The following is a 23,743-nucleotide window of genomic DNA, read 5'->3' as shown; positions in this document are numbered from 1 at the left end:
CCTAGCGCGGATCGACTGAGGGTGCTCGCTCGACCAGGCGAATTTGGTTTTGTCGTTCGACCACTGTGACTAGGGGCAGCGGTTTACGAGCTGGCCCCCGCAGCACCCGTCCCTCAGCATCAAACTTAGAGCCGTGGCAGGGGCAGGCAAAGCGGTTTTGGTCGGCCTGCCAGATGACGGCGCAGCCTCGGTGGGGGCAGATGGGGCGCAGGCCGTAGGGAGCGATCGCCGGCCCCTCCTGAATCACCAAATAGGTGACATTGGGCAATCCCTGCACCGGTTGGGGAATTCCCGGCGTAGTGGTGGGCAAAAAGGAATCGACGGCGATCGCATTCCCCGCTGCATCAAGCGCCTGCACCCCCGGCAAATAGTCGAGGCATTGAGAATTCTGCGGAAACATCGAGCAAAGTTCTTCTAAATCTTGGCCGGCCGCTGGTTGGGGCCGGGCGAAAACCAGGGCGATCGCCCCCAAGCCGCCGCCAGCTAAATACCGCAGCAGATGCCTCCGGCTGTGGAGCAAGGGCTGACTAGACTGGGGATTTGAGGAATGAGCCATAGTCTGCAAATTGCCTGTTGTATTGTCTTGGGGACACCATGCGACGCCCTGGGGCTAAGGTCAGGCTAACGAACAATTCTGATCTCAGCCAAGGACGGGGCAAGATTGTGGGCGGCCAGAAAAAACAGCCTCAAAAAACAGGTTGGTGTTTTCTGAGCGCAGCATTCCGAATTATTTGGGTTGCACCCCCATCCAAGGGTTTCTTACTATATGCTTTGTCTGTAGTTATCTGGCATGATTCGTTACCACAATGGGCAGACTCTCCACCCACGTTCTTGACACAGCCCTGGGTAAGCCCGCCGCCTCTCTGCGGCTCACAGTCTGGGCCATTAACAATGAAGCCGACATCAAAACGGCACTAAAAACCGTGGAAACTAACAGCGATGGCCGCACCGATGAGCCGCTGCTAGAGGGTGACGAACTGCACAAAGGCACCTACGAGATCACCTTTGACGTGGCGGCCTATTTTGCCAAAACGAGTGCGGCGCTTTCGGAACCCCCGTTTTTAGACCAGATCCCGGTGCGGTTTACGATCGCTGACCCCACCAGCAACTTCCACGTGCCGCTGCTGGTGTCGCCCTGGTCCTACAGCACCTATCGGGGCAGCTAGGTCGGCCGTAGCGGAGACGTCGCGGTGGGGGTAGCGGCCACAACGATGCGATCGCGGCCTTCGGCTTTGGCCTGGTAGAGGGCTGCATCGGCGGCCCGCAACACATCTTCAGGCTGCCACTGCTGATCGGGCACTGTTGCCGCCACGCCAAAACTCAGACTGACGTAGGGGCCAACCGGCGATTTGGGGTGGGCAATGGCGCGGGCTCGCAGGGTGCTGCGCAGGCGGCTCAAAAGGTGCTGCGCTCCCTCTAAATCGGTCTTCGGCAAAATTAGGGCAAACTCTTCGCCGCCGTAGCGGGCAGCCAAATCAGCTGGCCGGCGAATTACGGTGTCGAGCACAGCTGCGATCGCCCGCAGACACTGATCTCCCGAGATATGGCCGTAGGTGTCGTTGTAGGGCTTAAAGTAATCGACATCGCAAAGCACCACCGCCAGCGGGGTTTGCTCGCGGCGGCCGAGCTTCCACTCGTAGGCTAGCTTGTCGTCAAAGGCGCGCCGATTGGGAATGCCGGTCAGGCTATCCTGAACGGCCAGCTGCTGAAGAATCTGATTGTCGGCCGCCAGCTGCTGCTCCAGCAACCGCTCTTGGGTCAACAGGGTACTGAGCTTCAGCGCCTGCTGCCGGGCGCGCAGCAGCGACTCCACCCGCAGCAGCAGCTCAGTCTGGTCAACCGGCATCGTAATCACATCGTCCACCTGCTGGCGCTGAGACGGTGTCATCAAGGGCAGGTGCTGGCGCTTGAGCAGCAGCAAAAAGGGCAAAAACACCGGGCTGGCCTCCTCCCGCTGCTGGGCAATGTGCTCGCCATAGCGCCCCAAAAACGCGCTATCAAAAATGCACAGGTCATAGGCTTGGCCCCACCTGAGCGCCGTCGCCGGCACCTCTTGCAGGCTATAAAACCGACTCAAGAACGCTGACAGCAGCTGGCGATTTTGCGGATGGTCTACCCCCAGCAGCACGCGATGCTGCCATTGATGATCGGGATCTGGGAGTGGCTCAGCGCAGGGTGGTGGAACATCAGGGCTCATTTTCGTTGGACTTAATGAATTCAGGAACTCCGCTCAAGATGCCCCGCAGCTGGGTCAGCGGACGACCTACCTTGATGCCGTAGCGAGAAATTTCAAACTCCCGTAAAGTCTTCTCAAAATCGCTGAGGCGCTTCTTCAAAACACCGATCGCCCGCCGCATTTGGCCGCGCATTTCTAAATAGCGCAGAAAAATAATGTTGTCGGCCAGGTAGGACACCCCCAGCTCCGTCGCTTTAAAGTCACCGGTAATTGACTCAATTTCGTTGGTGAGGATAGTGGTCACCCCGCGCCCTTTGAGATACTGGCAAAGGCTGTGAATATTGCGAATCAGGTCATCTTCTTTGAACGACAGCTTATAGCCCAGCACGCTGTCGATCATGATCAGCTGGGTGCCCGCCTTTTCAACTTCGAGGCGCACCTGGTGGGCAAACTCATCGGGAGAATACAGCAGCGGGTCAACCTTAAAGATCGCCAAGGTGCCCCGATTGGCCATCGCCCGCACCGGAATATTGATGCCTTCACAGCGGTTGAGCAGAGTATCAACCGCCTCCTCAAACAGGTAGACGACCGAGCGATCGCCCCGTCCCGCCGCCTCTTTAATAAATTGCAGCCCCAGGGTGGTTTTGCCCACGCCGCTGGGGCCAGAGATAATCGTTACCGTGCCGGTTTCAATGCCGCCGCTGAGCAGCTCATCAATTTCAGGAATGCCGGCCGGGCAGAGGCGCGGTGCAGCCGTGGCCACCGGATCTTCATTGGGCACCAGCTGGGGAAAGACCACCAGGCCGCGATCGCAGATCCGCATCGAGTGCAGCCCCTTGCGAAACGTGCCGCCCCGCAGTTTAGACACCTGCACATGGCGGCCCTCCTCCTGCATTTGCAAAGTGAGAATGCCGTCACTAATGAACTGCAAATCCTCATCGGGGGCCTCCTGACTGCCCTCAGAGGTAAACAGCACCGTGGCCCCCTGGTGAAGCAAAAAGCGCAAAAATCCCACCACCTGTTGGCGAAATTGATAAGCATCGGTCGCCAGGTAGCGCAGCTGAGTCATCGAGTCGATAAATACCCGCTGGGGCTTGAGCGCACTGACCTGCTCGACAATCCGCTCCGTCAGCGGGCCCTGCTCGACCTGGGCGGCCGCAAAAATGTCGTAACCCTGGTTCTGCACAAAAGAGTCAGCGTTGGGGCTCAAATCTAAAACATGCACCGCATCTACTGGAAAGCCCGAGGCTGCGCCGTTGCGCCGCAGTTGTTCCATCGATTCCCCAAGGCTGATGAAGAGGCGTGGGGTACCATCGTCTAGGTTGGTGGTGAGAAAATGCCACCCCAGGGTAGTTTTGCCACAGCCCGGCCCGCCTCTGGCCAGATAGGCCTGCCCCGCCGGAAATCCCCCCTCTAAAACTTCATCTAGCCCTTCAATTCCTGAGGAAAGTCGTTCATATTTTGACATCTTCGCCAAATTGCTCTCAAAATTAACGCCAACGCGCAGCAATTCTCCGCTAGCACTATCAGAGAGTCGCCTGGCCTCTCATCCTGCCACCAAACTGGCTCCTGGCGTTGCCGTTGAGAAAAACCGTTAACGTTTGGGCCGCTGAATAATCTGCTCCATGACCCGCTGTTTGGTTTTGGGGTCGATGCCAATCAGCCGCACGTAGTCTTGGGCATAGTCGCCCAGGCAGCGTTCCACTTCGGCGCTAGCCGTAGCCGCATTCTGAGCAGAGATGGTAGGGCCACTCTGCCAGGCGTTGGTTTGAAACCGCCGCTGATCGACATGCTCTAGGGCCAGGCGATAGCCCCGGGAGAGGATGTTGTTGACCTGATCGCGCACTTCGGGGGGGAGGGTAGATGGGTGGGAGGGTGGATGGGTGGGAGGGTGGGAGGGTGGGGGAGTGGAGGAATGGGTGGACTGGGCCGAATCGGGCATGGGGCACTGAGGGGCGTCGCCGTTGCCGTTGCTAGATACCTTGGCGGCATTGCCCTCGGTAGTGCCCTCAGCGGCGGGGTTGTCGTTGGGGTCGTAGGCGCGATAAAAGCTGCCATTGGGGGCCGAGGACGCACCACCCGACTGCAAAACGCGGTTGTATTCGTTGGCGAGGCGCATGTCGTCGACCCGGCGCTGCTCACGCACCAGGCGATCGCCCACTTCGATCAGGTGCGAGATGCTAAAGTCGGGCCGGCGAAAGGTGGGGGGTGTGGTGGTGTTGACCACGCTGCGGGAGACATTTTCGAGCCCCACAGAATAGATAAAGTCGCGGATCTGCTCGTTGTAGATCTGAGCGCGCACGGCCCCAAAGAAGTCGATCGCCTGGGTCGGAAAGGTGTCCACCAGCAGGGTAATGTCTTGGGAGGAAAGGCCGTCGGGTTCAAAAATGCCGCCGACAATGCCGATGCGATCGTCGCGATCGGGCTGCCAGTAAAACTTGTCCATGCGGCCGTCGCGAATCAGCGGCGCGTAGAGGGTCGAGAGGTCGTTGCCGGTCATAATGATCGGCACCCGCTGAATCTCGTTTTCGTCGTAGCTGCCCGGCAGCTGAACATTGGTGGGGTTGTCGGCAATGTTCATTAGGGTGTTGTTCACCAGCTGGGTGTTGACGGTGTACTGGGTGAGGGCGTCGAAGCGGCCGGCCCCAGCATCAATGTCGTTGATCATCAGTACCGCCATTTTGCCCCGCACCCGCACCAGCTCGGCGGCCTCGCGGTAGCGCAGACGAATCAGCCGGGCCGGGTCGCCTGCGTCGGGGCTCTCTAGCTCGCCGCCAGAGATGTGCACCACCTCAATGCCCATGCGCTCATACACCAGCTCGCACTGAAAGGTTTTGCCCTCCCCCTTGCGGCCGTGCACCCCCAGCAGCAGAGGAATTTTGACCTGCGGCAGCTTGAGGTAGTTTTTGGTGATGTGCACCGCCAGCTTTTCGAGAAAGCGGGGGGAGAGATAGTAGGACATGGGGTTAAACGCGGTGAGGTAGCAGGGATAGATATCTGGCAGAGGTGTAAAGCGATCGCCCTACACTTTGCAGAAAACTCAGCAGTATCCGTGTTTACATTATCCCGTAGCTTGGTGCAGTGAATGGTTCAAAAGGCTGAAGGCTGCAATAAGCGATCGCTATAGATTAGCTTGCCAAGACAAACCCCTCAGTTCCCGTTTGGGAACTGAGGGGTTTGTTAACTGCACTAAGTGACTAGACAGCGCCTATTAACGAGCCGACAGCACCAGAGGTTGGTTGAGGGTCAGGGTGAGATCTTGGCTGGGGTTGATGGCAATTACCTCGACCCGGTCGCGGCCAAAGAGCCGGGCCAGGGTGGCTCCAGTGGCGGTTCCGGCCAAGACCTCTAGGGTGCCAACACTTTGGTCGCCAGTGGTGCGAGAGATCGCCGCCGCCGCACCTGAACCCAGCACCGCTCCAGCCAGGGTCTCGCCAAGGGTAGCTCCTCGGCGAACAGTTTCCGTCGTGGTCACGGTCTGCGAGGTGGCGTTAATTGCCAGCCGTTGACCGCCGGGCAGCACCAGTTCCTGGGCCACAAACTGTGAGCCGTTGCCGCTAGGACGCAGTTCTCCCACTACCTGACTGCCCGCTGGCACTAAGACGCGACCGGTGCTGTCGGTGATCGCCTGGGCAACCGTCAGGGTTAGATCAGCGGTCTCATCGGGGAGCACGACAATTTTGTTGCTCTCTGCATAGTTCGTAGTCAGAACTGTGCCTGCCGGTAGGCTGGATTGAGCCGCCACCTGCTGCCCCACAATGTAGGGGGAGTTGACCGTGGCCACCTGATTTTGGCTAGCCAGGGCCTGGTAAATAAAGGCCGCCACATCGGCCCGAGTTGCCGTTTGGTTGGGCCGTAAGACCTGCACATTGGGGTAGTTCACCACCAACCGCCGCTCTGTAGCAGCGGCTAGGCTAGCCACCGCATACTCAGGAATCGAGGAGGCATCCTGATAGACGCTAACGCTATTCTGGCTGCTGGCGGTGTAGTTCAATCCATTGGCTAGGGAAACCAGCACCTGGGCCCGAGGGATATTCTGATCGGGCTGGAAGATATTGCCGGGGTAGCCCGACAAAAAGCCCATCATATCGGCCTCACGAATCGCTGCAGCGGCCCAATAGTCAGCTGGCACGTCCACAAAAGTGGTCGCGGTCCGCACGGAGGACTGGCTAAACGCCTGACGCACCATAGCGGCATACTGAGCGCGGGTCACCGGTTCATCGGGACGGAAGGTACCGTCTGGGAAACCAGCGATCACGCCTCTGCCCGCCAAACTAGTAATGAACTGACGCGCCCAGTGGTTGGCGGACACATCGCTAAATTGAGTTTGAGTTTGGGTTTGGGCAACTACCGGAGCAGCGGTGATCACTGGAGTAAAGGCGCCTACGGTCAACCCTAGGGCCAACATCAGAGCGGTTCCAGACTTTAGACGAAAAGAATTAGACATTTTTGAATAAACTCCAAAGTCAAACAACGGACGGACACAGCTTTATCAAATTCGCCGTGGCAAATTCATCTCAGCAGATTCGACTCAAGATGCTTTTGCGCACCCCTCTTCGTGGTAAACAGAGCATTTGCCTGTCTTCCTCACTCTGTCTATCTGGCTTTAAGAACTGCTTTTTGCCTTTTAATAAGTAGAGAAGTCAGCCAAAGTAAGTTTCTACATAGCAATAGGATGACTGCATAGCCTTGGCGACTCTTGTTTTAAAGGCGAACAGATAACTGTGTCTCGCTTTCCTTAATCTAAAGCTGCTTTTGCCAATGTGACGAATAGTCTTTCCGCTATTTCAACTGTCACATTAGAAAGCTTTTTGAATTACTGAACAATTGCCTGGCTTCAGGCAAGCGATCGGTAATTGACTTATAGCTCTGCCAAAAAGTTCCAGCCATTTAATTGACAATAATCTAGGCCTAAAATTTCGTTCGGGGAGGCCTCAGCAGGGGCTATTTGCAGAAGGCTCTTTCGTAACCCTCGTCACGGATGTATCCCAGTTTTTTTAGCCCTCGTCACCTACTGCTCCCTTCTGGCCTTTGGAGGGCGTTGGGGCTCAACATCCTCATTCAAGCCAGATCTCAGCCTTTTGCTACCAAAACAGGACGTTGTAGACGCCCTCTGAGCGAGAACGCAGCCGAGAATCAGTTAGAAGCCAGGCAACTGCCCTTACCTAGCTAGACTTGTAGCGCTGTGGGCAGAGTGGTCTTGAATAGCTGGAGCACCTGCTCCCAGGCATCGCTGGCGGCTTCGGGGTGGTAGCTATGGCGCTGATCGCAGAAAAAGCCGTGCTCAGCACCGGGGTAGCGAAAGATTTGGTGGGGCACGCCATGGTCCTTTAAGGCCGCTTCGATTTGGTCTACCTCGTCAGCCGCAATCAAGGGGTCTTTTTCACCGAAGAAGCCATAGAGGGTGCCCTTGATCTCGGGGGTGCGGCTGAGGGTAGGGTCACCGCCCCCGGGGGTCATGGTGGCAATACCTGCTCCATAGAAGGAAGCCGTGGCCTTGACTTGGAGCAGGGTGGCGGCCAGGTAGGCAACGTGGCCGCCAAAACAAAAGCCGAGGCAGCCGACGCCCTCAGGGATTACGTTGGCTTTGCTGTAGAGGTAGGCGATCGCCCCCTGCACATCCATGATCAGTTCTTTGGCCGTTGTGCCTTGCTTGTAGCTGCGGCCCAGCTCCAGTTCTTCCTGGGTGTAGCCCACCTCAAAGCTGGGGGCCTGGCGGTGATAGATGTGGGGGGCGATCGCTACGTAGCCCGCCCTCGCCAGCCGTTCGGCCACCTCACGAATGTGGCTGTTGACTCCATACACCTCTTGAATCACGACGACGGCACCAAACCGGCCCGGGCCGGAGGGCTCGGCCAAGTAAGCCAAAATCTCGGTGTCGCCGCTGGGGATAGCGATTGTCTCGGTACGCACTAGGGACGGCATGGCGAGTTGTCGTTGTCTATACTGATTACTCTTACTTTAACGCTGGCCTGAGCGCTGGTGGGGAGGCCTACAATTGTCAAAAAACATTGCGGCAGGCGGGGGCGGCTAACAAAACCCAGCCACTTTTTAAGAATCGTCCTAAATTGTCAGTACGGGCGGTGTATTTAGTTCTCAGTGGCCCTCATGTTGGTCTGACCTACTGGTTTGATCACAAAATGGGCACGATGGTTTGTCTGGCAAAAGCCTGGAGGTGGTTTGGTGGTGCAGTTTCACATTCAGCCCGATAGCGAGATTCCGGCGTCGACCCAGCTCTACGACCAGATTTGGTTTGCGATCGCATCCCGGCAGTATCCACCTGGCTATCGGCTGCCCAGCACCCGGCAGCTAGCCATGCAGACGGGCCTGCACCGCAACACCATCAGCAAGGTCTATCGTCAGCTCGAAGACGCCGGCGTGGTCGAGGCCATGCCCGGCTCTGGCATCTACGTGCGCGAGCAAAACAGCACCGACAGCGCTCGTCCCCAGACCGTGCTATGGGCCGAGTTTCCCCAGGCGCGCGATGTGGTCGAGACTGGGCTAGACGAGCTGCTGCGCCAGGGCTGCTCGCTCAACCAGGCGCGAGAATTGTTCTTGGCGGAGATCGACTGGCGGCTGCGCTGTAGCGCTCGGGTACTGGTCACCGCCCCGGGGCAAGACATTGGGGCCGGGCAGCTGATGGTGCGTGAGCTAGAGAGCGCCCTGCACATTCCAGTGCAGCTGGTGCCCCTCGAAGAACTCGACACGATTTTGGCCCAGACCCGCTCAGGTACGGTGGTCACCAGTCGCTACTTCATTAGCGAAGCGGAGGCGATCGCGGCTCCCAAGTCGGTGCGGGTCATCCCCGTCGATATCTACGACTATAAAAAAGAGCTGGGCCTGCTGAAGGATTTGCCCAAGGGCACCTGCCTGGGCATGGTCAGCGTCAGCACCGGCATTTTGCGGGCAGCGGAGGTGATTAGCTACAGCCTCCGGGGCGACGAAATTTTGCTGATGTCGGCCCAAACCGATGACCCCTACAAGCTCAATGCCGTGATCCACAGTGCCCAGACCATTGTGGTGTTTGACGAGGCAAGTTTGCCCACGGTCAAAGAGGCGATCGCCGAAGCCCGCGAAGACTTGATTCGCCCTCCCAAGCTAATCGTCTGTGACAACTACATCGGCGAAAAGTCGATCAACTTGCTCAAGCGCGAGCTGGGGCTCGATTAAGCGATCGCTGCATAGTCCGGGCCATCCTCAATCTGAAATTTGAAAGTGCTGGTGTGGTGCACCCGCCTGCAGTGGCGACTTCGCTGAGCCTTTTTTAGCCTGGCGGTAATACTTACTGCCAGGCTATCCGTGCTTGAGCATATTGCTGTGGGTGCTGAGGGCGATGCCGCCATTGCCTCGTTTATTCGCTTAAAACAGCACTACATTCCGCAAGAGCACTTTGAAGCCATCTGGCACAGTAGCCAGAAGACCCCAACCACCAATAAGACCTGGAAACTATACAAAAGTAGTACCGCATAGCCCTAGTGGCTTTGCAGCAGCTTCGGTGGCCCGCCAAAACCACTCGCTAAATTTCCCTTTCTAAATAAACGCAAAAACAGTTACAGAAATTAATAATTCAAACACTCGTTTAGGCTATTTCTTTTTCTATCTATGGGCAGACATAGTTACTAGCATTTAGACAGATGACCTATACTCTCACAAACACATATAACAGGTGTTGAGTAGAAAAGTGATTAGCGAAACTAGCGACAAAAAAAGTAACGGTTGGATATTCAGTGCACTACAAAAAACCTTGTTTTTGAACAGCAAGGCTGGAATCACTAGTAAAGCATTTTGAAAGTCAGCTTTTCAGCAACAGTTGTGTTGAGTTTGGAGTATAAGATTATGGCTCGGTCAACTAAGCAGAAATTTTTTCAAAGCACCCTTGCCCTCAGTCTGATTGCCGGACTGGTGGGTGCCTGTGCCGAAACCGCACCTGAGCGGGAAACTTCCGATGGTTCGACGAATGTGCAAACTGAGGAAGTTGCTGAAAATACCGAAGGCTACATCGGCCAAATCGTCACTATTCGGAGCGCACCGGTCGAGAAAGTAGGCGACAACTCTTTCACCGTCAACGATGAACAATTCTTTGGCAGCGAGCCCATTCTAGTCATCAATGCTTCGGGCGAACCCCTGCTACTGCCAGAGGGCGATGTTGAGGTACAGGTAACCGGTGAAGTTCGTAACTTCTTAATTTCAGAGGTCAATCAAGAGTTTGATCTAACCCTTGACCAAAACCTCTACGAAGAGTACGAGGATCAGCCGGTTATCATTGCTCAGTCGATCGCGCTGGCACCAGAGCCTGGTGAAATTTCTGAAAATCCTGAGCAGTACTATGGCGAGACCTTAGCCGTAACTGGCGACGTGGAAGATATTCAGAGTGAAGACACATTCACCCTTCAGGAAGACCAGCTGTTAGGGGCAGACAGCCTGCTGGTTGTCTATGCCCAACCCAAGGCAGGTTCGGCGTCTGAGGCGGTACCACCTACCATTACTGACAATGAACAGGTTGCGGTTACCGGTGTGCTGCGCCCCTTCGTCGTCAGTGAACTGGAGCGCGACTATGATTTGACCTGGGATGCTGAAGTGTTACAGCAGCTAGAGGCAGACTACAGCGAAAAGCCGGTTCTGATTGCGACCCAAATCTACCCTTCGGCTATTCCTGAATAGCATCGCTATTGTGACGCTCCTAACAGCAGCGTCCATCGGGTTAGGACAGGTCAACGTAGGGGCGTTGCACTGCAACGCCCCTACACAGAGAATTCTGGTTATCAAAGTGTCAATTAAATTAACTGCTGTATTGGCAGCTCTGCCCGCTGCTGTTTACCTATTCCTTGGTAAACAGCAGCGGGCTTTTGCAAGCCGTTGGTGCGATCTCAGCGGCTCCCATCTCAGTTTTGGGGGGAGGGGGGCCTACCTAAGATTGCAGCCGTACTGTTGTCATCCCTTCGCGCAGCGGCCGCTGTTGCTGGGTCCAAACTTGTTTAACCAAGGGACCAAGGATAGGGGAGAAGGTGCTAAGCCCCTGGCGCAGAATTCCAGAGCGACGCAGTAGTTCTCCCCGACCGGCTTCGTGGGCCTGGAGCTTTTGGGCCTGGATTATCTCAGGCTCGCGTTCGGCTTGGATGCAGGCTAAAGCGCGATCGAGAGCGGTGAGGTCTGGGGCTGCTGCGTCGGTGGTTTTGAGCACCGGGATCAGGTGGTTGGCGGCTGCGATCGCATCCCGCAAAGCCAGGTTGATACCTTGGGCGCGCACCGGCGACATGGGGTGGGCGGCGTCACCCAGCAGCAGCAGACCGGGACGGTGCCAGCGGGGGCAGCGACCAACCAGAACCGAGAGCCGCATGGGAGATGAGATACTCTCTCCCGCCGATTGGAAGTGTTCCACGAACTCTGGTGGTACCAGGGCAGCGAAGGTAGTGGCCCAGTCTTTCTGCTCGGTGGGTTCGTCGGGGGCGATCGCCCAGGCGAGGTGCATTTTGCCCTCTTCCGCTCCGTGGAAGAGGCTGAAAACTCGTCCCTTTTTAACCACAGTGCAAAAGCGATTGTCGGCGGCATAGCCTGGTGGCGTGGGCAACTTAAACCAGAGCACATCGATACTTTTGGGCTGAGTTTCTAGCGTTAGCCCGGCTTTTTGGCGAATTGCGGAGGCACGACCGTCGGCTCCAATCACCAGATCAGCGGCTATGGTGCGGCCATCGGCAAGTTGAATGCCAGTGACACGATTTTCGCTTTGGGAGGCTTCGTCAACGTTCTGCCAGAGCAGATCCTTCACGGCGGTTCCGGCTATCCATTCAAAATTGGGTTCGCGCTGGGCAGCTTGCACTAAGGCTTCTAACAGCGGCGGTTGGGAAACTAGGGTGCAGGGACGGGATGCCCCCAAGGGCTCGTCGGCACGGAATAGGCGGCGATCGTTGAGCCAAAATTCCCAGGCGCTGAGGGGGCGATGAGGCACTGTCTTCAGCAGTGGGTCTAGCCCCATTTGGGTGAGGGCATCGAGGCCGCTGGGCATCAGCCCCTCACCGCGAAACTGACGCTGAAAGTCGCGGGCGGCTTCAATTAGGGTAACGGGGATGCCGCGTTGGGCCAGCATGAAGGCTAGGGTGGCTCCGGTAGGGCCAGCGCCAACGATCGCAACTCTAGGCATGGTTTAGTGAGGATTTTTGGTGAGCTTTTGTTCAGAATAGCGCTCGGTTGCGGGGCTTCGTGCCCATCTTCCTGTACTTGAGCAGCTACCCCATAAAGAAAATCGTAGGGTGCACTCGCAAAGCAGTGCACCATTCTAGGAGTGTAGTTATGAGTTGCTTGTTGGCGATCGCGCAGACCGTGGCGGCGCACAATTGAAATCAAAGCCAAATCTGCCGCTGGGGCCATTTCGCTGGCCCCAGACCCCCGTCGACAAAGACGTTCCGTCGTCCTTGACCTCACGGAAAGGATTGATCAATCATCGGTTTAAACCTCTGTCCTGCCAATGAGCCTAGAGAGGACACAAACCCCGTTGTTCTCCATCACTCGGCTCAAGACGCTGTAGGGTGGGCAGTGCCCACCGTTGGACTGAAGGCTATCGATCGAGAGAATCGTATTGCTCGCCAACCCAGGGCATGGTCGCTAGATCTTCGAAGCTGACCTGGCGATCTTTCTCTAGAGCTTCGATACGGCGTTTTTCGGCGTAGATTTGGCGCTGGTACTCGGCGAACTGCTCGGGGGCGGTGGTGCAGTCAGTCTTTTCCCACAGGGCAAGGAAGTGGCGGTAGCGCTTTTCGCAAAGGTTCTTTTCCATGCAGGCGGCGGCGGCGCGAACGATTAGGGAGGCGCGGATCACGTCGCGTTTGGTCTTTTCGCTGAGGTGCAGTAGGGCTTGCAGGGGCGTGGTAGCCAGGCCAGTATCAGCGAGTTGGTTACGTAATAGGTTGACCAAATCAACTCTGGGATCGTCAGATTCGCTGAGCAGTCGCTGCATCTGCCGCCACAGGGCCCGGTGGTGAGAGTAGCTAAATTGCAGGTCGCGGTCTTCGAGCACCTGACGAATTTCGTCGCGGTGAGCAGCATCGTGGAGAAAAATACGCAACAGGGCGGCCTCGGCCTGTTCTAGGGAACTGGCGCTGGGGGTGGTGGCAGGGGCAGATCGGGTAGGCGCTTCTGATGAGGTCGTCCGGCGCTGGCGGCGTACCTGGGTAACGAGGTTTTCAGCCAGCAAAGGCACTAAGCGGCTGTCGCCGTTGCTAAAGATTTCGGCGCAGTAGCGCACGTAGTGGGTGCGGGTATCGGCGTTGGCGATATCACTGAGCAGCTTGACCACCGCCTGGCTGGTCTGCTGAAACTGGTCGGCCTGGCGCAGATCTTTGCCGCCAATCAGGTTATTGATCTGCCAGTCAATCCAGAGGGGGGCGGCCTCAATCAAATCTCGGTAAGCGGCAGCGCTGTGGTGCCGCAGAAACTCGTCGGGGTCTTTGCCGTCGGGAATGTTGAGCACCCGCAGCTGCACGTCACCCCGGTATGCCATATCTTCGACCTCGCCGATCGCCCGCTGGGCCGCCTTGACTCCAGCGGCATCGGCGTCGAAGTTGAGCAAAATTTGTTTGGATTCGGTGTAGCGCAGCAGCTGGCGCACCTGGGCGGCGTTTAAGGCCGTGCCCAGGGCGGCGACAGAGTTCTCGAGCCCTGCGGCGTGGAGAGCAATGACGTCGAAATAGCCTTCGACAACGATGGCGCAGTCATCTTTGGCGATCGCCGCCCGTGCTAAATCCAGCCCATACAGAGTCTTGCCCTTGTCAAACAGCTCGGTGTCGGGCGAGTTGAGATATTTGGGCTTTTCGTCGCCCAGGGCGCGGCCGCCAAAGCCAATCACTCGGCTCTGCCCATCGCGAATGGGAATCATCAGGCGATCGCGGAAGCGATCGTAGTAGCCATCCCCTTTTTGGCGAGGCACAATCAGCCCCGCCTTTTCCACTAGCTCGACGGGGTAGTGCTTTTGCTCAACCAGGTAGCCATAGAGGGTCTGCCACCCCCCCGGGGCAAACCCCAGCTGAAACTGCTGAATGGTAGCGTCGCTCAGGCCCCGCTCGTAGAGGTAGGCTAGGGCCGTGGCCCCGTCGATCTGCTGGAGGGCGTGCTCATAAAATTTAGCCGTCAGGGCCAAAATCTCGTAGAGCTGCTCCCGCAGGGTGAGCTGCCGCTGAAGCTCCTGTCGTTTTGCTGGTTCTAGGGTGGTGACCGGCACTTGATAGCGCTGAGCTAGATCGAGCACCACGTCGGCAAAGGAGCGCTTGTTCAGCTCCATCAAGAACTTAAAGGCGTTGCCCCCGGCTCCGCAGGAAAAGCAGTAGTAAAACTGCTTGCCGGGGCTGACGCTAAAGCTGGGCGACTTGTCTTCGTGGAAAGGGCAGAGGCCGACAAAATCTTTACCCTGCTTTTTCAGCACCACATGCTGGGAGACCACATCGACAATATCGGCGCGATCGCGCACCGCTTCGATAGTGTCGGGGTGGAGGCGAGGGGTATCCATAGTGTTGAAGCTGCGCGGTGGCCGGGAGGAAGACCACTACATGTTGGGGCGTGGCTTGATTGTAGCCCATGGTGCTCAGAAATCAGCCATCGACCCTTTGCTTGGTAGTGCTCCTAATTTATGGCAAGAAACTAGGCCAGCCGGTAGCTACCCTACTGACAAAAAATCGCCGTTCGAGACGGCTCAGCGTCCCCAACGGCGATTTTAATGTCAATACTGTATGTCCCGTGGCTTGCCCCAGCAGGAGATCAGCCCAGTTTATTCGGCAACTACCCGCAGGTTGACAACAGCAGTCACTTCGGGGTGTAGCTTCACTTCAGCCTGGTATTCGCCCAACTTGTTGATGTCGGGGAGCGAAATATCGCGGCGATCGACTTCTTTGTCCGCCAGCGACTTGATCACGTCGGCCACATCAGCAGAGGTGACGGTACCAAAAATGGCTTCGTTTTCACCCACAGGCTTTTGAATGGTGAACATGCCGATGGTGGTCAATGCCGTCTTGGTGGCTTCGGCCTCCTGCTTAATCTCTAGCAACCGCTGCTTTTGCGCCTCGCGCCGACGCTCTACTTGCTTTAGCACGCCGGGGGTAGTGCGCACCGCTTTCCCGTTAGGGATAAGATAATTACGTGCATAGCCAGGGGCCACATCTACCAAGTCGCCGTTATAGCCCAGCTTGCGAACATCTTCTGTGAGAACTACCTGTACCCGTTTTGCCATGATTTTTCTCGTATAGCCCAGTTGACTATACTACCCAAAGGCGTTGTCTCTTGGCAACCCTTCCCCGTCGCCCCACAACCTACCCTGGCCCATGATTAGACTTGTGTTTGCCCTGGTACCCGCGGTCTGGGTGATTGCGATCGCCATTATCGCCGTGCAAAACGCCACCCCTGTCTCCATTCAATTGCTGACCCTGCAATCGATCGCGATTCCCTTTGGGGTGCTGCTGGCCTTTTGTGTCGCCGCTGGTATGGTGGCCGCTGCCCTGGTGCTGCTGGTGCTGGGAGGAAATCCCCTGCGAGCACCTCGCCGTCAAAAAAGGTCTGAGCCGTAGCCCAGACCTTTGCTCAGGTCGAGTTGTTAACCCGGTGTTTGGCTAGTTGCCCGGTGCCGTCGTGACGCTGTCGCCAGCGCGGGCTTCCTTAATTTCGGTGCTTAACGCTTCCAATGCCGCCGCATATTGAGGGTCGGCTTCGGTGCCGATAGCCTCGCGATTCGTTGAAAGTTCTTCCTGCTGCTCTTCGGTCAGCTCGATCGAAATGTCGGGCTCAATGCCAGACTTGTTAATGTCGGTGCCGTCGGGGGTGAGGTACTTGGCCACCGTGATAGCCACCCCAGAGCCATCGCCCAGGCTGCGCACCGACTGCACCAGACCCTTGCCGAAGGTGCGAGTGCCCACCAAAACCGCCCGCTCGTTATCTCTTAGAGCCCCCGACAAAATTTCGCTGGCGCTGGCCGAGCCACCGTCAACCAGCACCACGAGGGGCTTATCGGTCAAGGCGCGGCTGTTGGCGGTTTCTTCATCCACCACCCCCTGGCGGTTCACCGTCGACACAATAATGCCGTTGTCGATCCACATGCGGGCGATGTCAATGCTGGAGTACAGCAACCCACCAGGGTTCGAGCGCAGGTCGAGCACGTAGCCCGTTACTCCCTGACCTTCGAGATCGTCGATGGCAGCACCCATTTCTTCGGCGGCATTAGCGCTGAACTGGTTGAGGCGAATATAGCCTACCTGTCCCTCAGGGCCAGCCTGCACGTTGTAGCGCACCGGATGGATTTCGATGCGCGCACGCACCATGGAGAATTCCAATTGTTCTTCGCCCCGGCGCAGGGTGAGGGTAACCTCAGAGCCAACGGTGCCACGAATTTTGCTCACTGCATCGTTGAGCTCCATGCCCTCGGTGGATTCGCCATCAATGGCCAAAATCACATCTTGGGGGCGAATGCCCGCGTCGAAGGCCGGGGTGTCTTCGATGGGAGCTACGACGACTATTTCTTTGCTCTCTTCATCCTGAGAGATTTGAATACCAACCCCGGTGAGTTCGCCGGAGGTGTCAATCTGCATGCTGCGAAACTCTTCAGGATCCATGAAGCGGGTGTAGGGATCTTCCAGCTTTTCTAGCATCTCGCGGATGGCGCCATAGGCTTCTTCCTGGTCGGCATAGTTCCGCCCCAGGTAGTCTGTCCGCACCGCATCCCAATCGACCTGGTTAAAGGTAGCATCGACGAAATTGCGGTCAATCAGCTGCCAAACTTGATCAATCAGTTCCTTTGGGCTTTCTTCAAAGAAAGCTTTGCTTTGGGACAGGTGAATCCCAGCGCCGGTTACAGTTACCGCCGCCACAGCAACGGCCGTGGCACCTAGGATCAGTCCGCGCTTTGCAAATGTCATGTGTGATATAGGTTCTAGCAGCAAATTACGCCCAATCTAACACACACAATTAAGAAGCAAGGGGAAGATTTGGTGAGGGTTTTTGCCCCCGTTACTAACGGTAACAATGGGCACTTAGAGGGGGCAACTGAGGAAAAAAGGGGTTTAATACTGTTTTCTAGCAGCGATCGCTCTAGCGGCAGCAGCGGTCGTTTCTCTAACTACCGTGCCGCCCAGAGTGCCGCGCTATAATCGATCGCGATCCTTTGCAGGCGTTGTCTGTGAAACGCTGACTCGATGAATCGCTGACCCAAGCCCCAGGCGTTGAGACGTTTAAATCCTATGGGCACATCTATCGCCGATCAGGGCACCCACATTTTGCTGGTGGGCACCAACGAGGGCCAAATTCGCCAGATGGAGTTTGACCTCCAAGAGTCCGGCTATCATCCCGTAGTGGCCAGCAGTGCTAAGGCAGGCCTTGCCCTAGCGACTGAGAGCCACCCGGCGCTAGTTGTAGTCGATCGCTTACTGGGGGGCGAGTCGGGGCTGGCGCTGTGCCAAACCCTGCGCAGCCAGGGCATCAAATCGCCGATTGTGCTGCTGATGGCCAAAGACAGCCTCGAAGACCGGGTAGCCTGCCTCGAGTGCGGCGCCGACGACTACTTTCTCAAACCCTACCGCGCCGACGCCTTCTTAAAAATTGTGCAGCTCTACCTGCAGTCAGCCCCAGGAGAGGTCGAGCACCTGCGCTTTGGCGACCTGACGCTGGACTTAGACAATCGCCAAGCGCTGCGGGGCGATCGCGTCATTGAGCTGACGATGAAAGAATTTGAGCTGCTCAAATATATGATGGAGCACCCCCGCGAGGTGCTGCCCCGCGAGCAGATTTTGGAGAATGTCTGGGGCTACGACTTTGTGGGTGAGTCGAATGTGATTGAGGTTTATGTACGCTACCTGCGCCTTAAAATTGACGGCGAAGACGACAAGCGCCTGATTCAGACCGTGCGGGGTGTGGGGTACGTGCTGCGGGAGAGTTAGTCGGTTGGTGAGTGGATGAGTGGACGGGTAGATGGGTGGATGGGTGGGGGCCAATAGTTACCGGGTGAACGACTAGAATGTTAGCGCCCTGGTTGGGTGCCCACAGTTGCATTTCCTGGTTTTTCCATGTCCTATCGTTTTGCTGGTTTGGCTTCCCAACGGCTTTATCTATGGCTGCGGCAGGGTATGGCCTTGAGTTTGATGCTCAGCGCGCTGGTGTTGGGGGCCGGGTGCGGGCCAACCCCTTCTACAGCTGAGCCACCGTCTACGACCGACAACACCCCATCAACGCCGACTGCCACCGAAACCCCTATGGCTGACCCTCGCGGCCAACAGCTTGCCGTCACAGCGGTTACGACCCTGGGCGGTGAAGAGATTTTTCTAGAAGTGGCGACCACCCCACAGCAGCAGGCCCTAGGGCTGATGTATCGCGATGCGCTGCCCGGCGATCGCGGCATGCTGTTTCCCATGGGTCGGCCTCGCCCAGTGAGCTTTTGGATGAAGAATGTGCCAGTGGCGCTGGACATGGTGTTTGTCTACCAAGGGCAGATCGTAGGTCTGGCGGAGGCACCTCCCTGCACCGCTGATCCTTGCCCCACCTATGGCCCGGGCAATCAGCTAGTGGATCACGTGATTGAGCTACGGTCCGGGCGCGCCGCTGAGCTGGGCCTGGCAGCAGGGGATGAGGTTGTGATCAGAGAAGTGGGGGAGTAGGGTGCTGTTAGGCCGCAGGCCGGATTGGGTGACCACACATCACCTGCGCTTGGCCATAACGCACCGCTGAAGCATTTCTACGGCAGGAAGATTATTGATACAAAAACAGCCGTTTGGCAGCGCGAGTGAAAGCGACATAGCAGAGCTGATTGCGCTCGATCGCGTTGCGGTTAGCAGCCATCGACGGCACATCCACAAACACATCTTGAAAGGTTGACCCCTGGCTTTTGTGAATGGTGAGGCTATAGGCGTAGTCAACGGCGTGGAAGCGCTGCTGCAAATCCCAAAATTCCATCCAGCGCTTTTCTTTGGCAAGAAAGTCGAGCCTGGTTTTGAACTCGGCTTGGCCCGACTCGTGCAATACCTGCAGGGTCTTGTAGTCGCCGGTTTCGGTCTCGACTTCGAGCATCCACAGTGGCCACTCGCCCTCGCGACCTCGGGCAATGTTGAGCACCTCGCACTCGGCGGAGGTGGGCAGCACGACCGCCTCTTTTTCTAAACAGGGATTAACGGCGATGAGGCGATCGCCGGGCACAAATCGCTTAGCGTTGGGGCCGTAGATGGCGGCGCGAATGGTGTGGTTGAGCTGGGCCACCCGGCGGTTGGTGTAGGCCAGGGCGCGCACCTGGTCAGGATTTTTCTGATAGGCGGGGCTGGTAAAGGCGCGAATCAGCAGATCGTGCCAGGCTTGGCGGGGCAGCACAAAGCAGCCTTCGGTATTGTCGGCGTTGGTGTCGTTGGCAAAGTGGGGCAGGGCATCGCGCTCCAGGTTGCGGCGAATGTCTTCAGCGATCACGCCGATCGCGCCGCCATAGCGCACCACCTCGGTAAGCTGTGATTTGTGAATGATCTGCCGAAAGCAGGCCGACTCAGGCTCGTTGACCGGCGGCAACTGGGCCGAATCGCCTACGAATAAAATCTGGGTGCCCCGGTACAGGTTCGACACGGCATTCACCAGCAGATCCCACAACTCCTGGTTGATCATCGAGCATTCGTCGATGATCACCAGGCGGTAGCGATCGATCTGGCTGGCCTGCTGGCGATCGATCGCAAACACCTGCTTGCCGTTCTCTTCGTCGATCACCGGGCGCAGGCCCAACAGCTTGCAGCAGGTCATGGCGTCAATATCGAGCCGCCACTGGGCCGCCATCGCCGCCAGCACCTTGGTGGCTTTGTTGCTGAAGGCGCTGAGCACAATGGGGCGATCGTCGCCGCGATCGCGCAGCCCGTTCACAAATACCTGAAGCAGCGTCGTTTTGCCCGTACCTGCGTAGCCGGTTAGCAGATACAGCTTTTCGGTGCCCTGCACAAAGGCGTCCAGAGCATCCAGAGCGGCCTCTTGCTCGGCGGTGAGCGCCAGGTCAGCTTTAGCAGATTTGGATGGGGATACAGCCATGGGCAGGGAACAGATGTTCTATCCCAGGTTAGCCTGATTCACGGTCTCAGACAGGGGAGACTTCATCCTAGGGCAAGCTTTGGATAGCGGCCGCAAGGAGAATGACCAACGTAGGTTTGTCGATCTGGCCCTGGGCGACCTGCATCACCAAATCGTAAACGTCGTCATTCGTCAACAGCAGCCGTTTACCATTCAGCCGCAAAAAGGTATCCATCACCGCAAACGCTGTGCGCTTGTTGCCATCTACAAAAGGATGATTTTTGGACAAATGATATAGATACGCTGCCGCCTGCTCCGTCAGGGTCGGATGTAGTAGCTCGCCGTCAAAGGTGGCCTGAGGCTGAGCTAAAGCTGAATCTAGCAGACCTGCATCTCGCACGCCAGCAGTACCCCCAAACCGCTCAATTTGCCTTGCATGGAGCCGCAGAACGGCTTCTGCATCTAAAAACTTAGGAGTCGGCAAGGCGACGATATACCTCTTCACGTTCTTTCTCAGACTCTAGATAGGCTTGCCACACCTGGTCTTGATCCACGTTTGAGTCGGTTCTCAACCCCTGCACATAGACCAAAATTTCGGCCAGCGTTTCCGCGGGCAGATGATCGATCGCTTCTAGAATTTGGTCTTTGAGGGTAGTGGCGGTGGTCATGGCTCTGGCCTCAACCTATAGCGGCACACTGTTATTTTAGTCTGGCGGCGATGGTCAAAGCGACCTAGGAGGGCAATTGCACATTATCAACCATAGCGAGGTAAGCCGCTGTCGGTCTCACGATGCCAGCCTAGTTTCAGTAGATCATAAATACGCTTTCTTCCATAATCCAGCCCTCACCCTAAGTCCCTCTCCCAAGCTGGGAGAGGGACTTTAAAGTTTGTTTCCGGCTCCCCTCTCCTCCCTGGGAGAGGGGCTGGGGGAGAGGGACGAGGACTTTGTGAGCTACTAAGTTTTCCTAAACCACGGCCATATCGGCCTTGATAGCAAAAATATGCGCGATAGTCTCTTCCACCGAGCGATCGGGGGTCGAAGCGCCAGAGGTGACGCCCACGGTAATGGGGCCATCGAGCAGCCAGTTTTCCGTCACCGTTAGGTCACCATGGAGCGGCTTGTGCTCGATGCGGTTGCCGGGGCCAATGCGGCTGGCGCTGTCGATGTGGTACGAGGGAATGCTGCGATCGATCGCAATTTCTTGCAAGTGAGTAGTGTTTGACGAGTTGTAGCCGCCGATCACCACCATCAAATCGAGCTTTTCATCCACTAGCTCAAACATGGCATCTTGGCGCTCTTGGGTGGCGTCGCAGATGGTGTTGAAGCTGAGAAAGTGGTCGTTGAGGGCCTGGGGACCAAATTTCTTCAAGATAGTGTGCTCGAATAGTTTGCCGATTTGCTCGGTTTCGCCCTTGAGCATGGTGGTCTGGTTGGCAACACCGATGCGATCGAGGTCGGTGTCGGGGTCAAACCCAGGGGAGCAGGCATTGCCAAACTTGGCCATAAATTCGGCTTTGTCGCCGCCGTTGAGAATGTAGTCGGCCACGTAGTTTGCCTGATCTAGATTCAGCACCACTAGGTACTTGCCCGCAAAGGAGCTGGTGGCCACGGTTTCTTCGTGGTTGTACTTGCCGTGGATGATGGAGGTGTGGTCGCGTTTCTTATGTTTTTCGACGGTGTTCCACACCTTAGAAACCCAGGGGCAGGTAGTGTCAACGATGGTGCAGCCCTTGTCGTTGAGCAGCTGCATTTCCTGCACGCTGGCTCCAAAGGCGGGGAGAATTACCACGTCGCCTTGGCCGACAATAGAGAAATCTTTCTCGCCGTCTACTACTTCAATGAACTCCACCGCCATGTCTTTGAGGCGCTGGTTGACGCTGGGGTTGTGGATGATTTCGTTGGTGATCCAAATGCGCTCGGTGGGGAAGTGCTGACGGGTTTCGTAGGCCATGGCCACCGCTCGCTCGACTCCCCAGCAAAAGCCAAAGGACTGGGCCAGCTTGATGGTGACGTTGCCGCGAGTGAGGGTGTAGCTGCGATCGCGGATTTCCTGGATTAGCCCGCTGTTGTACTCGGTCTGCATCTGCCCGGCGACGTCTTCCCCGTGGCCAAACCCTTGGCGAAAGTACTTATCGGAGTGGTTGAGAGAGCGCTTAAAGGCCTTGGTATCCATTGAGTCTTCACCGGGTGCAGCACATTCTCTAGGATAGCGGGTTGTGTGGAGATCCAAAAACAGGGTGTATTGCCGGATGCACCCGGATGCATACCAGGTGCATTGCCGGATAAACCCTTCAAGTTAGCAGCATCCTATTTGGGATAGCGGGTTATGGGTGGAGGATTGGGATGCGATCGCCTCAATGAATTTTAATCTTTACCCGTAACGCCGAGCTAGTTCGCTGCCGATGTCGGGAGTAATTCCCTTGGCAGGCTCACGTCTATAGCAGGGGTGCTTACGGTCTGACTGTAATGCCTACCGGGCGGCCCTCATTGTCTAGGTCAATAATTAGGTTCTCGTTCAGCCCTTCTGATTCGGCACTGGGGCGATCGGCTAGATCAATATATAGAGTGTCGGCATTGGGGAAGTAGGTCAGCTTCAGTGAGGTCTTCTCCCTTGAGTTGACGACGGTAAACACGAGTATTGCGATCGCCCCAGCAATCTCTACAACATTTGCAAGGCGATCGCCGCTGTAGTAGGAGCGATTGCGGTGACTGTTACCTTTTGGCAGAAAAGAGAGCGCTCTCGTTAGTGATAAATGACACCCTTTGGGAACGCTAAATTCACTTACTACTTAGTACAGCAGCCTCCCTAAAACCAGCACAGGTTGCCAGCCAAAGCACTAAATCACCCGCAGTTGAGCCGAAACGATGAAAGCAATAGGATACCCTTTCCTTTTAACCGGAATTGGCATGTTGGCAGCCACATTCTTCACATACACAAATACCAACACCTTCCTCAAAGATGCCATCAAAACAGAAGGGACGGTGATAGAGCTGATACGGTCTCAATCAGACGATTCAGTAACGTACCAGCCGGTTGTGGTTTTTGTTAGTCAAGAAGGCGAAGAAATTGAGTTCACCTCGTTGTCAGGCTCTAACCCGCCAAGTTACTCAAAGGGGCAAGCAGTAGAGATTTTTTATCTGCCAGACAATCCACAGAAAGCTGAAATTAATGGATTCTTTTCATTGTGGGGTTTGCCAACTATTTTAGGTGCACTAGGCAGCATATTTTCTACAGTTGGCACTGGCCTCCTCGTTGTGCCCATGGTGAAAGAACGTGAGGAAAAATATTTGAGGCAGCAGGGAACTCCCATTGAGACCAAATTTAAGAACATAGACGTTGATACTACGGTATCGGTCAATGGAAATCACCCTTTCCGGATCATGACGCAATGGCAGAATCCGTCTACTACAGAGATACACGTATTCAAGAGCAGCTGCTTATGGTATGACCCATCCGAATTTATGACAGGTGACCCAATTACCGTGTTTATCGAGAGAGAAAATCCTAAAAAATACTTCGTTGATCTTTCATTTCTTCCCAAGTTAGCTGAGTAGTAAGCCATGCACGGCT

General features: G+C 56.3%; 23 protein-coding genes. 8 read left to right on the top strand and 15 right to left on the bottom strand.

Annotated features, from left to right (window positions below; translation table 11 throughout):
• Position 1: 1 nt before the first annotated feature.
• On the bottom strand, positions 2 to 556 hold the full coding sequence (locus NC979_RS08235; RefSeq protein WP_190514656.1) for a Rieske 2Fe-2S domain-containing protein: 555 nt from the start codon (positions 554 to 556) through the stop codon (positions 2 to 4).
• 250 nt (positions 557 to 806) lie between these two features.
• On the opposite strand from NC979_RS08235, the gene uraH reads away from it, so the two are divergent.
• A complete protein-coding gene (gene uraH / locus NC979_RS08230; RefSeq protein WP_190514655.1) occupies positions 807 to 1,166 on the top strand; it encodes a hydroxyisourate hydrolase in 360 nt (119 codons plus the stop codon).
• Here the strand turns inward: uraH and NC979_RS08225 are convergent.
• From NC979_RS08225 to NC979_RS08205, 5 genes are all read right to left on the bottom strand, one after another.
• Positions 1,163 to 2,197: a diguanylate cyclase domain-containing protein gene (locus tag NC979_RS08225; RefSeq protein WP_190514654.1), complete on the bottom strand. Its 1,035-nt coding sequence runs from the start codon at positions 2,195 to 2,197 to the stop codon at positions 1,163 to 1,165. The genes uraH and NC979_RS08225 overlap by 4 nt on opposite strands.
• Positions 2,187 to 3,644, bottom strand: a complete 1,458-nt coding sequence (locus NC979_RS08220) for an ATPase domain-containing protein (RefSeq protein WP_190514653.1) — start codon at positions 3,642 to 3,644, stop codon at positions 2,187 to 2,189. The genes NC979_RS08225 and NC979_RS08220 overlap by 11 nt, the downstream gene beginning before the upstream one ends.
• Before the next feature lie 126 nt (positions 3,645 to 3,770).
• Positions 3,771 to 5,138, bottom strand: coding sequence for a RuBisCO small subunit-like domain-containing protein (locus NC979_RS08215; protein ID WP_190514652.1), 1,368 nt, complete (start codon positions 5,136 to 5,138; stop codon positions 3,771 to 3,773).
• A 249-nt stretch (positions 5,139 to 5,387) separates the two neighbouring features.
• The gene (locus NC979_RS08210) at positions 5,388 to 6,623 is read right to left on the bottom strand and encodes an S-layer homology domain-containing protein (protein ID WP_190514651.1); all 1,236 of its coding nucleotides are present in this window, start codon (positions 6,621 to 6,623) and stop codon (positions 5,388 to 5,390) included.
• A 722-nt stretch (positions 6,624 to 7,345) separates the two neighbouring features.
• Positions 7,346 to 8,101, bottom strand: coding sequence for a dienelactone hydrolase family protein (locus NC979_RS08205; protein ID WP_190514650.1), 756 nt, complete (start codon positions 8,099 to 8,101; stop codon positions 7,346 to 7,348).
• 261 nt (positions 8,102 to 8,362) lie between these two features.
• Between NC979_RS08205 and NC979_RS08200 the strand changes: the two genes are divergently transcribed.
• The 3 genes from NC979_RS08200 to NC979_RS08190 all read left to right on the top strand — a co-directional run bounded on the left by NC979_RS08200 (position 8,363) and on the right by NC979_RS08190 (position 10,837).
• Positions 8,363 to 9,346, top strand: a complete 984-nt coding sequence (locus NC979_RS08200; RefSeq protein ID WP_431191038.1) for a GntR family transcriptional regulator — start codon at positions 8,363 to 8,365, stop codon at positions 9,344 to 9,346.
• A 129-nt stretch (positions 9,347 to 9,475) separates the two neighbouring features.
• Positions 9,476 to 9,646 (top strand): hypothetical protein, encoded by a 171-nt coding sequence (locus NC979_RS08195; protein WP_190514649.1) that lies wholly within the window; start codon positions 9,476 to 9,478, stop codon positions 9,644 to 9,646.
• Positions 9,647 to 10,012: 366 nt separating this feature from the next.
• Positions 10,013 to 10,837 (top strand): hypothetical protein, encoded by an 825-nt coding sequence (locus tag NC979_RS08190; protein ID WP_190514648.1) that lies wholly within the window; start codon positions 10,013 to 10,015, stop codon positions 10,835 to 10,837.
• 247 nt (positions 10,838 to 11,084) lie between these two features.
• Here NC979_RS08190 and NC979_RS08185 read toward each other — a convergent pair whose 3' ends face one another.
• The 3 genes from NC979_RS08185 to rplI all read right to left on the bottom strand — a co-directional run bounded on the left by NC979_RS08185 (position 11,085) and on the right by rplI (position 15,389).
• Positions 11,085 to 12,314 carry an FAD-dependent oxidoreductase gene (locus NC979_RS08185; protein ID WP_190514647.1) on the bottom strand — a complete coding sequence of 410 codons (1,230 nt, stop codon included), beginning with the start codon at positions 12,312 to 12,314 and terminating at the stop codon, positions 11,085 to 11,087.
• A gap of 414 nt (positions 12,315 to 12,728) precedes the next feature.
• Complete coding sequence (gene dnaG / locus NC979_RS08180) at positions 12,729 to 14,672, bottom strand: DNA primase (protein WP_190514646.1); 1,944 nt, start codon at positions 14,670 to 14,672, stop codon at positions 12,729 to 12,731.
• A 258-nt stretch (positions 14,673 to 14,930) separates the two neighbouring features.
• On the bottom strand, positions 14,931 to 15,389 hold the full coding sequence (gene rplI, locus NC979_RS08175; protein ID WP_190514645.1) for a 50S ribosomal protein L9: 459 nt from the start codon (positions 15,387 to 15,389) through the stop codon (positions 14,931 to 14,933).
• Between the two features lie 91 nt (positions 15,390 to 15,480).
• Between rplI and NC979_RS08170 the strand changes: the two genes are divergently transcribed.
• On the top strand, positions 15,481 to 15,723 hold the full coding sequence (locus tag NC979_RS08170) for a lipopolysaccharide assembly protein LapA domain-containing protein (protein WP_190514644.1): 243 nt from the start codon (positions 15,481 to 15,483) through the stop codon (positions 15,721 to 15,723).
• 42 nt (positions 15,724 to 15,765) lie between these two features.
• On the opposite strand, the gene ctpC is transcribed toward NC979_RS08170, so the two are convergent.
• Entirely contained in the window at positions 15,766 to 17,064 is a 1,299-nt protein-coding gene (gene ctpC / locus NC979_RS08165) for a carboxyl-terminal processing protease CtpC (RefSeq protein WP_190514643.1), read from the bottom strand.
• A gap of 321 nt (positions 17,065 to 17,385) precedes the next feature.
• On the opposite strand from ctpC, the gene nblR reads away from it, so the two are divergent.
• A complete protein-coding gene (gene nblR, locus NC979_RS08160; protein WP_190514642.1) occupies positions 17,386 to 18,081 on the top strand; it encodes a response regulator transcription factor NblR in 696 nt (231 codons plus the stop codon).
• A gap of 126 nt (positions 18,082 to 18,207) precedes the next feature.
• Entirely contained in the window at positions 18,208 to 18,795 is a 588-nt protein-coding gene (locus NC979_RS08155; RefSeq protein ID WP_242023787.1) for a DUF192 domain-containing protein, read from the top strand.
• 91 nt (positions 18,796 to 18,886) lie between these two features.
• On the opposite strand, the gene NC979_RS08150 is transcribed toward NC979_RS08155, so the two are convergent.
• From NC979_RS08150 to NC979_RS08130, 5 genes are all read right to left on the bottom strand, one after another.
• On the bottom strand, positions 18,887 to 20,191 hold the full coding sequence (locus NC979_RS08150) for an ATP-dependent DNA helicase (protein ID WP_190514641.1): 1,305 nt from the start codon (positions 20,189 to 20,191) through the stop codon (positions 18,887 to 18,889).
• A 67-nt stretch (positions 20,192 to 20,258) separates the two neighbouring features.
• Positions 20,259 to 20,654, bottom strand: coding sequence for a type II toxin-antitoxin system death-on-curing family toxin (locus NC979_RS08145; protein WP_190514640.1), 396 nt, complete (start codon positions 20,652 to 20,654; stop codon positions 20,259 to 20,261).
• Positions 20,641 to 20,838: a DUF2281 domain-containing protein gene (locus NC979_RS08140; RefSeq protein WP_190514639.1), complete on the bottom strand. Its 198-nt coding sequence runs from the start codon at positions 20,836 to 20,838 to the stop codon at positions 20,641 to 20,643. Before NC979_RS08140 ends, NC979_RS08145 begins: the two co-directional genes overlap by 14 nt.
• A 298-nt stretch (positions 20,839 to 21,136) precedes the next feature.
• On the bottom strand, positions 21,137 to 22,345 hold the full coding sequence (locus NC979_RS08135; protein ID WP_190514638.1) for a 4-hydroxy-3-methylbut-2-enyl diphosphate reductase: 1,209 nt from the start codon (positions 22,343 to 22,345) through the stop codon (positions 21,137 to 21,139).
• Between the two features lie 277 nt (positions 22,346 to 22,622).
• On the bottom strand, positions 22,623 to 22,805 hold the full coding sequence (locus NC979_RS08130; RefSeq protein WP_190514637.1) for a DUF2283 domain-containing protein: 183 nt from the start codon (positions 22,803 to 22,805) through the stop codon (positions 22,623 to 22,625).
• Positions 22,806 to 23,079: 274 nt separating this feature from the next.
• Between NC979_RS08130 and NC979_RS08125 the strand changes: the two genes are divergently transcribed.
• Positions 23,080 to 23,727, top strand: a complete 648-nt coding sequence (locus NC979_RS08125) for a DUF3592 domain-containing protein (RefSeq protein WP_206755232.1) — start codon at positions 23,080 to 23,082, stop codon at positions 23,725 to 23,727.
• Positions 23,728 to 23,743: the final 16 nt, after the last annotated feature.

The sequence above is a fragment of the Leptolyngbya subtilissima AS-A7 genome, from assembly GCF_039962255.1.
GTDB lineage: Bacteria > Cyanobacteriota > Cyanobacteriia > Phormidesmidales > Phormidesmidaceae > Nodosilinea.
Note: the sequence above shows the minus strand (reverse complement) of the source record. Positions and strands in the feature narration are given on the sequence as shown.

What these genes read in the sequence shown, in the direction of transcription:
- NC979_RS08155 (WP_242023787.1), top strand. Translation starts at nt 18,208, where the DNA reads ATGTCCTATCGTTTTGCTGGTTTGGCTTCCCAACGGCTTTATCTATGG.
- NC979_RS08235 (WP_190514656.1), bottom strand. Translation starts at nt 556, where the DNA reads ATGGCTCATTCCTCAAATCCCCAGTCTAGTCAGCCCTTGCTCCACAGC.
- NC979_RS08185 (WP_190514647.1), bottom strand. Translation starts at nt 12,314, where the DNA reads ATGCCTAGAGTTGCGATCGTTGGCGCTGGCCCTACCGGAGCCACCCTA.
- nblR (WP_190514642.1), top strand. Translation starts at nt 17,386, where the DNA reads ATGGGCACATCTATCGCCGATCAGGGCACCCACATTTTGCTGGTGGGC.
- ctpC (WP_190514643.1), bottom strand. Translation starts at nt 17,064, where the DNA reads ATGACATTTGCAAAGCGCGGACTGATCCTAGGTGCCACGGCCGTTGCT.
- NC979_RS08140 (WP_190514639.1), bottom strand. Translation starts at nt 20,838, where the DNA reads ATGACCACCGCCACTACCCTCAAAGACCAAATTCTAGAAGCGATCGAT.
- NC979_RS08215 (WP_190514652.1), bottom strand. Translation starts at nt 5,138, where the DNA reads ATGTCCTACTATCTCTCCCCCCGCTTTCTCGAAAAGCTGGCGGTGCAC.
- NC979_RS08220 (WP_190514653.1), bottom strand. Translation starts at nt 3,644, where the DNA reads ATGTCAAAATATGAACGACTTTCCTCAGGAATTGAAGGGCTAGATGAA.
- NC979_RS08135 (WP_190514638.1), bottom strand. Translation starts at nt 22,345, where the DNA reads ATGGATACCAAGGCCTTTAAGCGCTCTCTCAACCACTCCGATAAGTAC.
- NC979_RS08150 (WP_190514641.1), bottom strand. Translation starts at nt 20,191, where the DNA reads ATGGCTGTATCCCCATCCAAATCTGCTAAAGCTGACCTGGCGCTCACC.
- uraH (WP_190514655.1), top strand. Translation starts at nt 807, where the DNA reads ATGGGCAGACTCTCCACCCACGTTCTTGACACAGCCCTGGGTAAGCCC.
- NC979_RS08225 (WP_190514654.1), bottom strand. Translation starts at nt 2,197, where the DNA reads ATGAGCCCTGATGTTCCACCACCCTGCGCTGAGCCACTCCCAGATCCC.
- NC979_RS08210 (WP_190514651.1), bottom strand. Translation starts at nt 6,623, where the DNA reads ATGTCTAATTCTTTTCGTCTAAAGTCTGGAACCGCTCTGATGTTGGCC.
- NC979_RS08170 (WP_190514644.1), top strand. Translation starts at nt 15,481, where the DNA reads ATGATTAGACTTGTGTTTGCCCTGGTACCCGCGGTCTGGGTGATTGCG.
- NC979_RS08205 (WP_190514650.1), bottom strand. Translation starts at nt 8,101, where the DNA reads ATGCCGTCCCTAGTGCGTACCGAGACAATCGCTATCCCCAGCGGCGAC.
- NC979_RS08190 (WP_190514648.1), top strand. Translation starts at nt 10,013, where the DNA reads ATGGCTCGGTCAACTAAGCAGAAATTTTTTCAAAGCACCCTTGCCCTC.
- NC979_RS08125 (WP_206755232.1), top strand. Translation starts at nt 23,080, where the DNA reads ATGTTGGCAGCCACATTCTTCACATACACAAATACCAACACCTTCCTC.
- dnaG (WP_190514646.1), bottom strand. Translation starts at nt 14,672, where the DNA reads ATGGATACCCCTCGCCTCCACCCCGACACTATCGAAGCGGTGCGCGAT.
- rplI (WP_190514645.1), bottom strand. Translation starts at nt 15,389, where the DNA reads ATGGCAAAACGGGTACAGGTAGTTCTCACAGAAGATGTTCGCAAGCTG.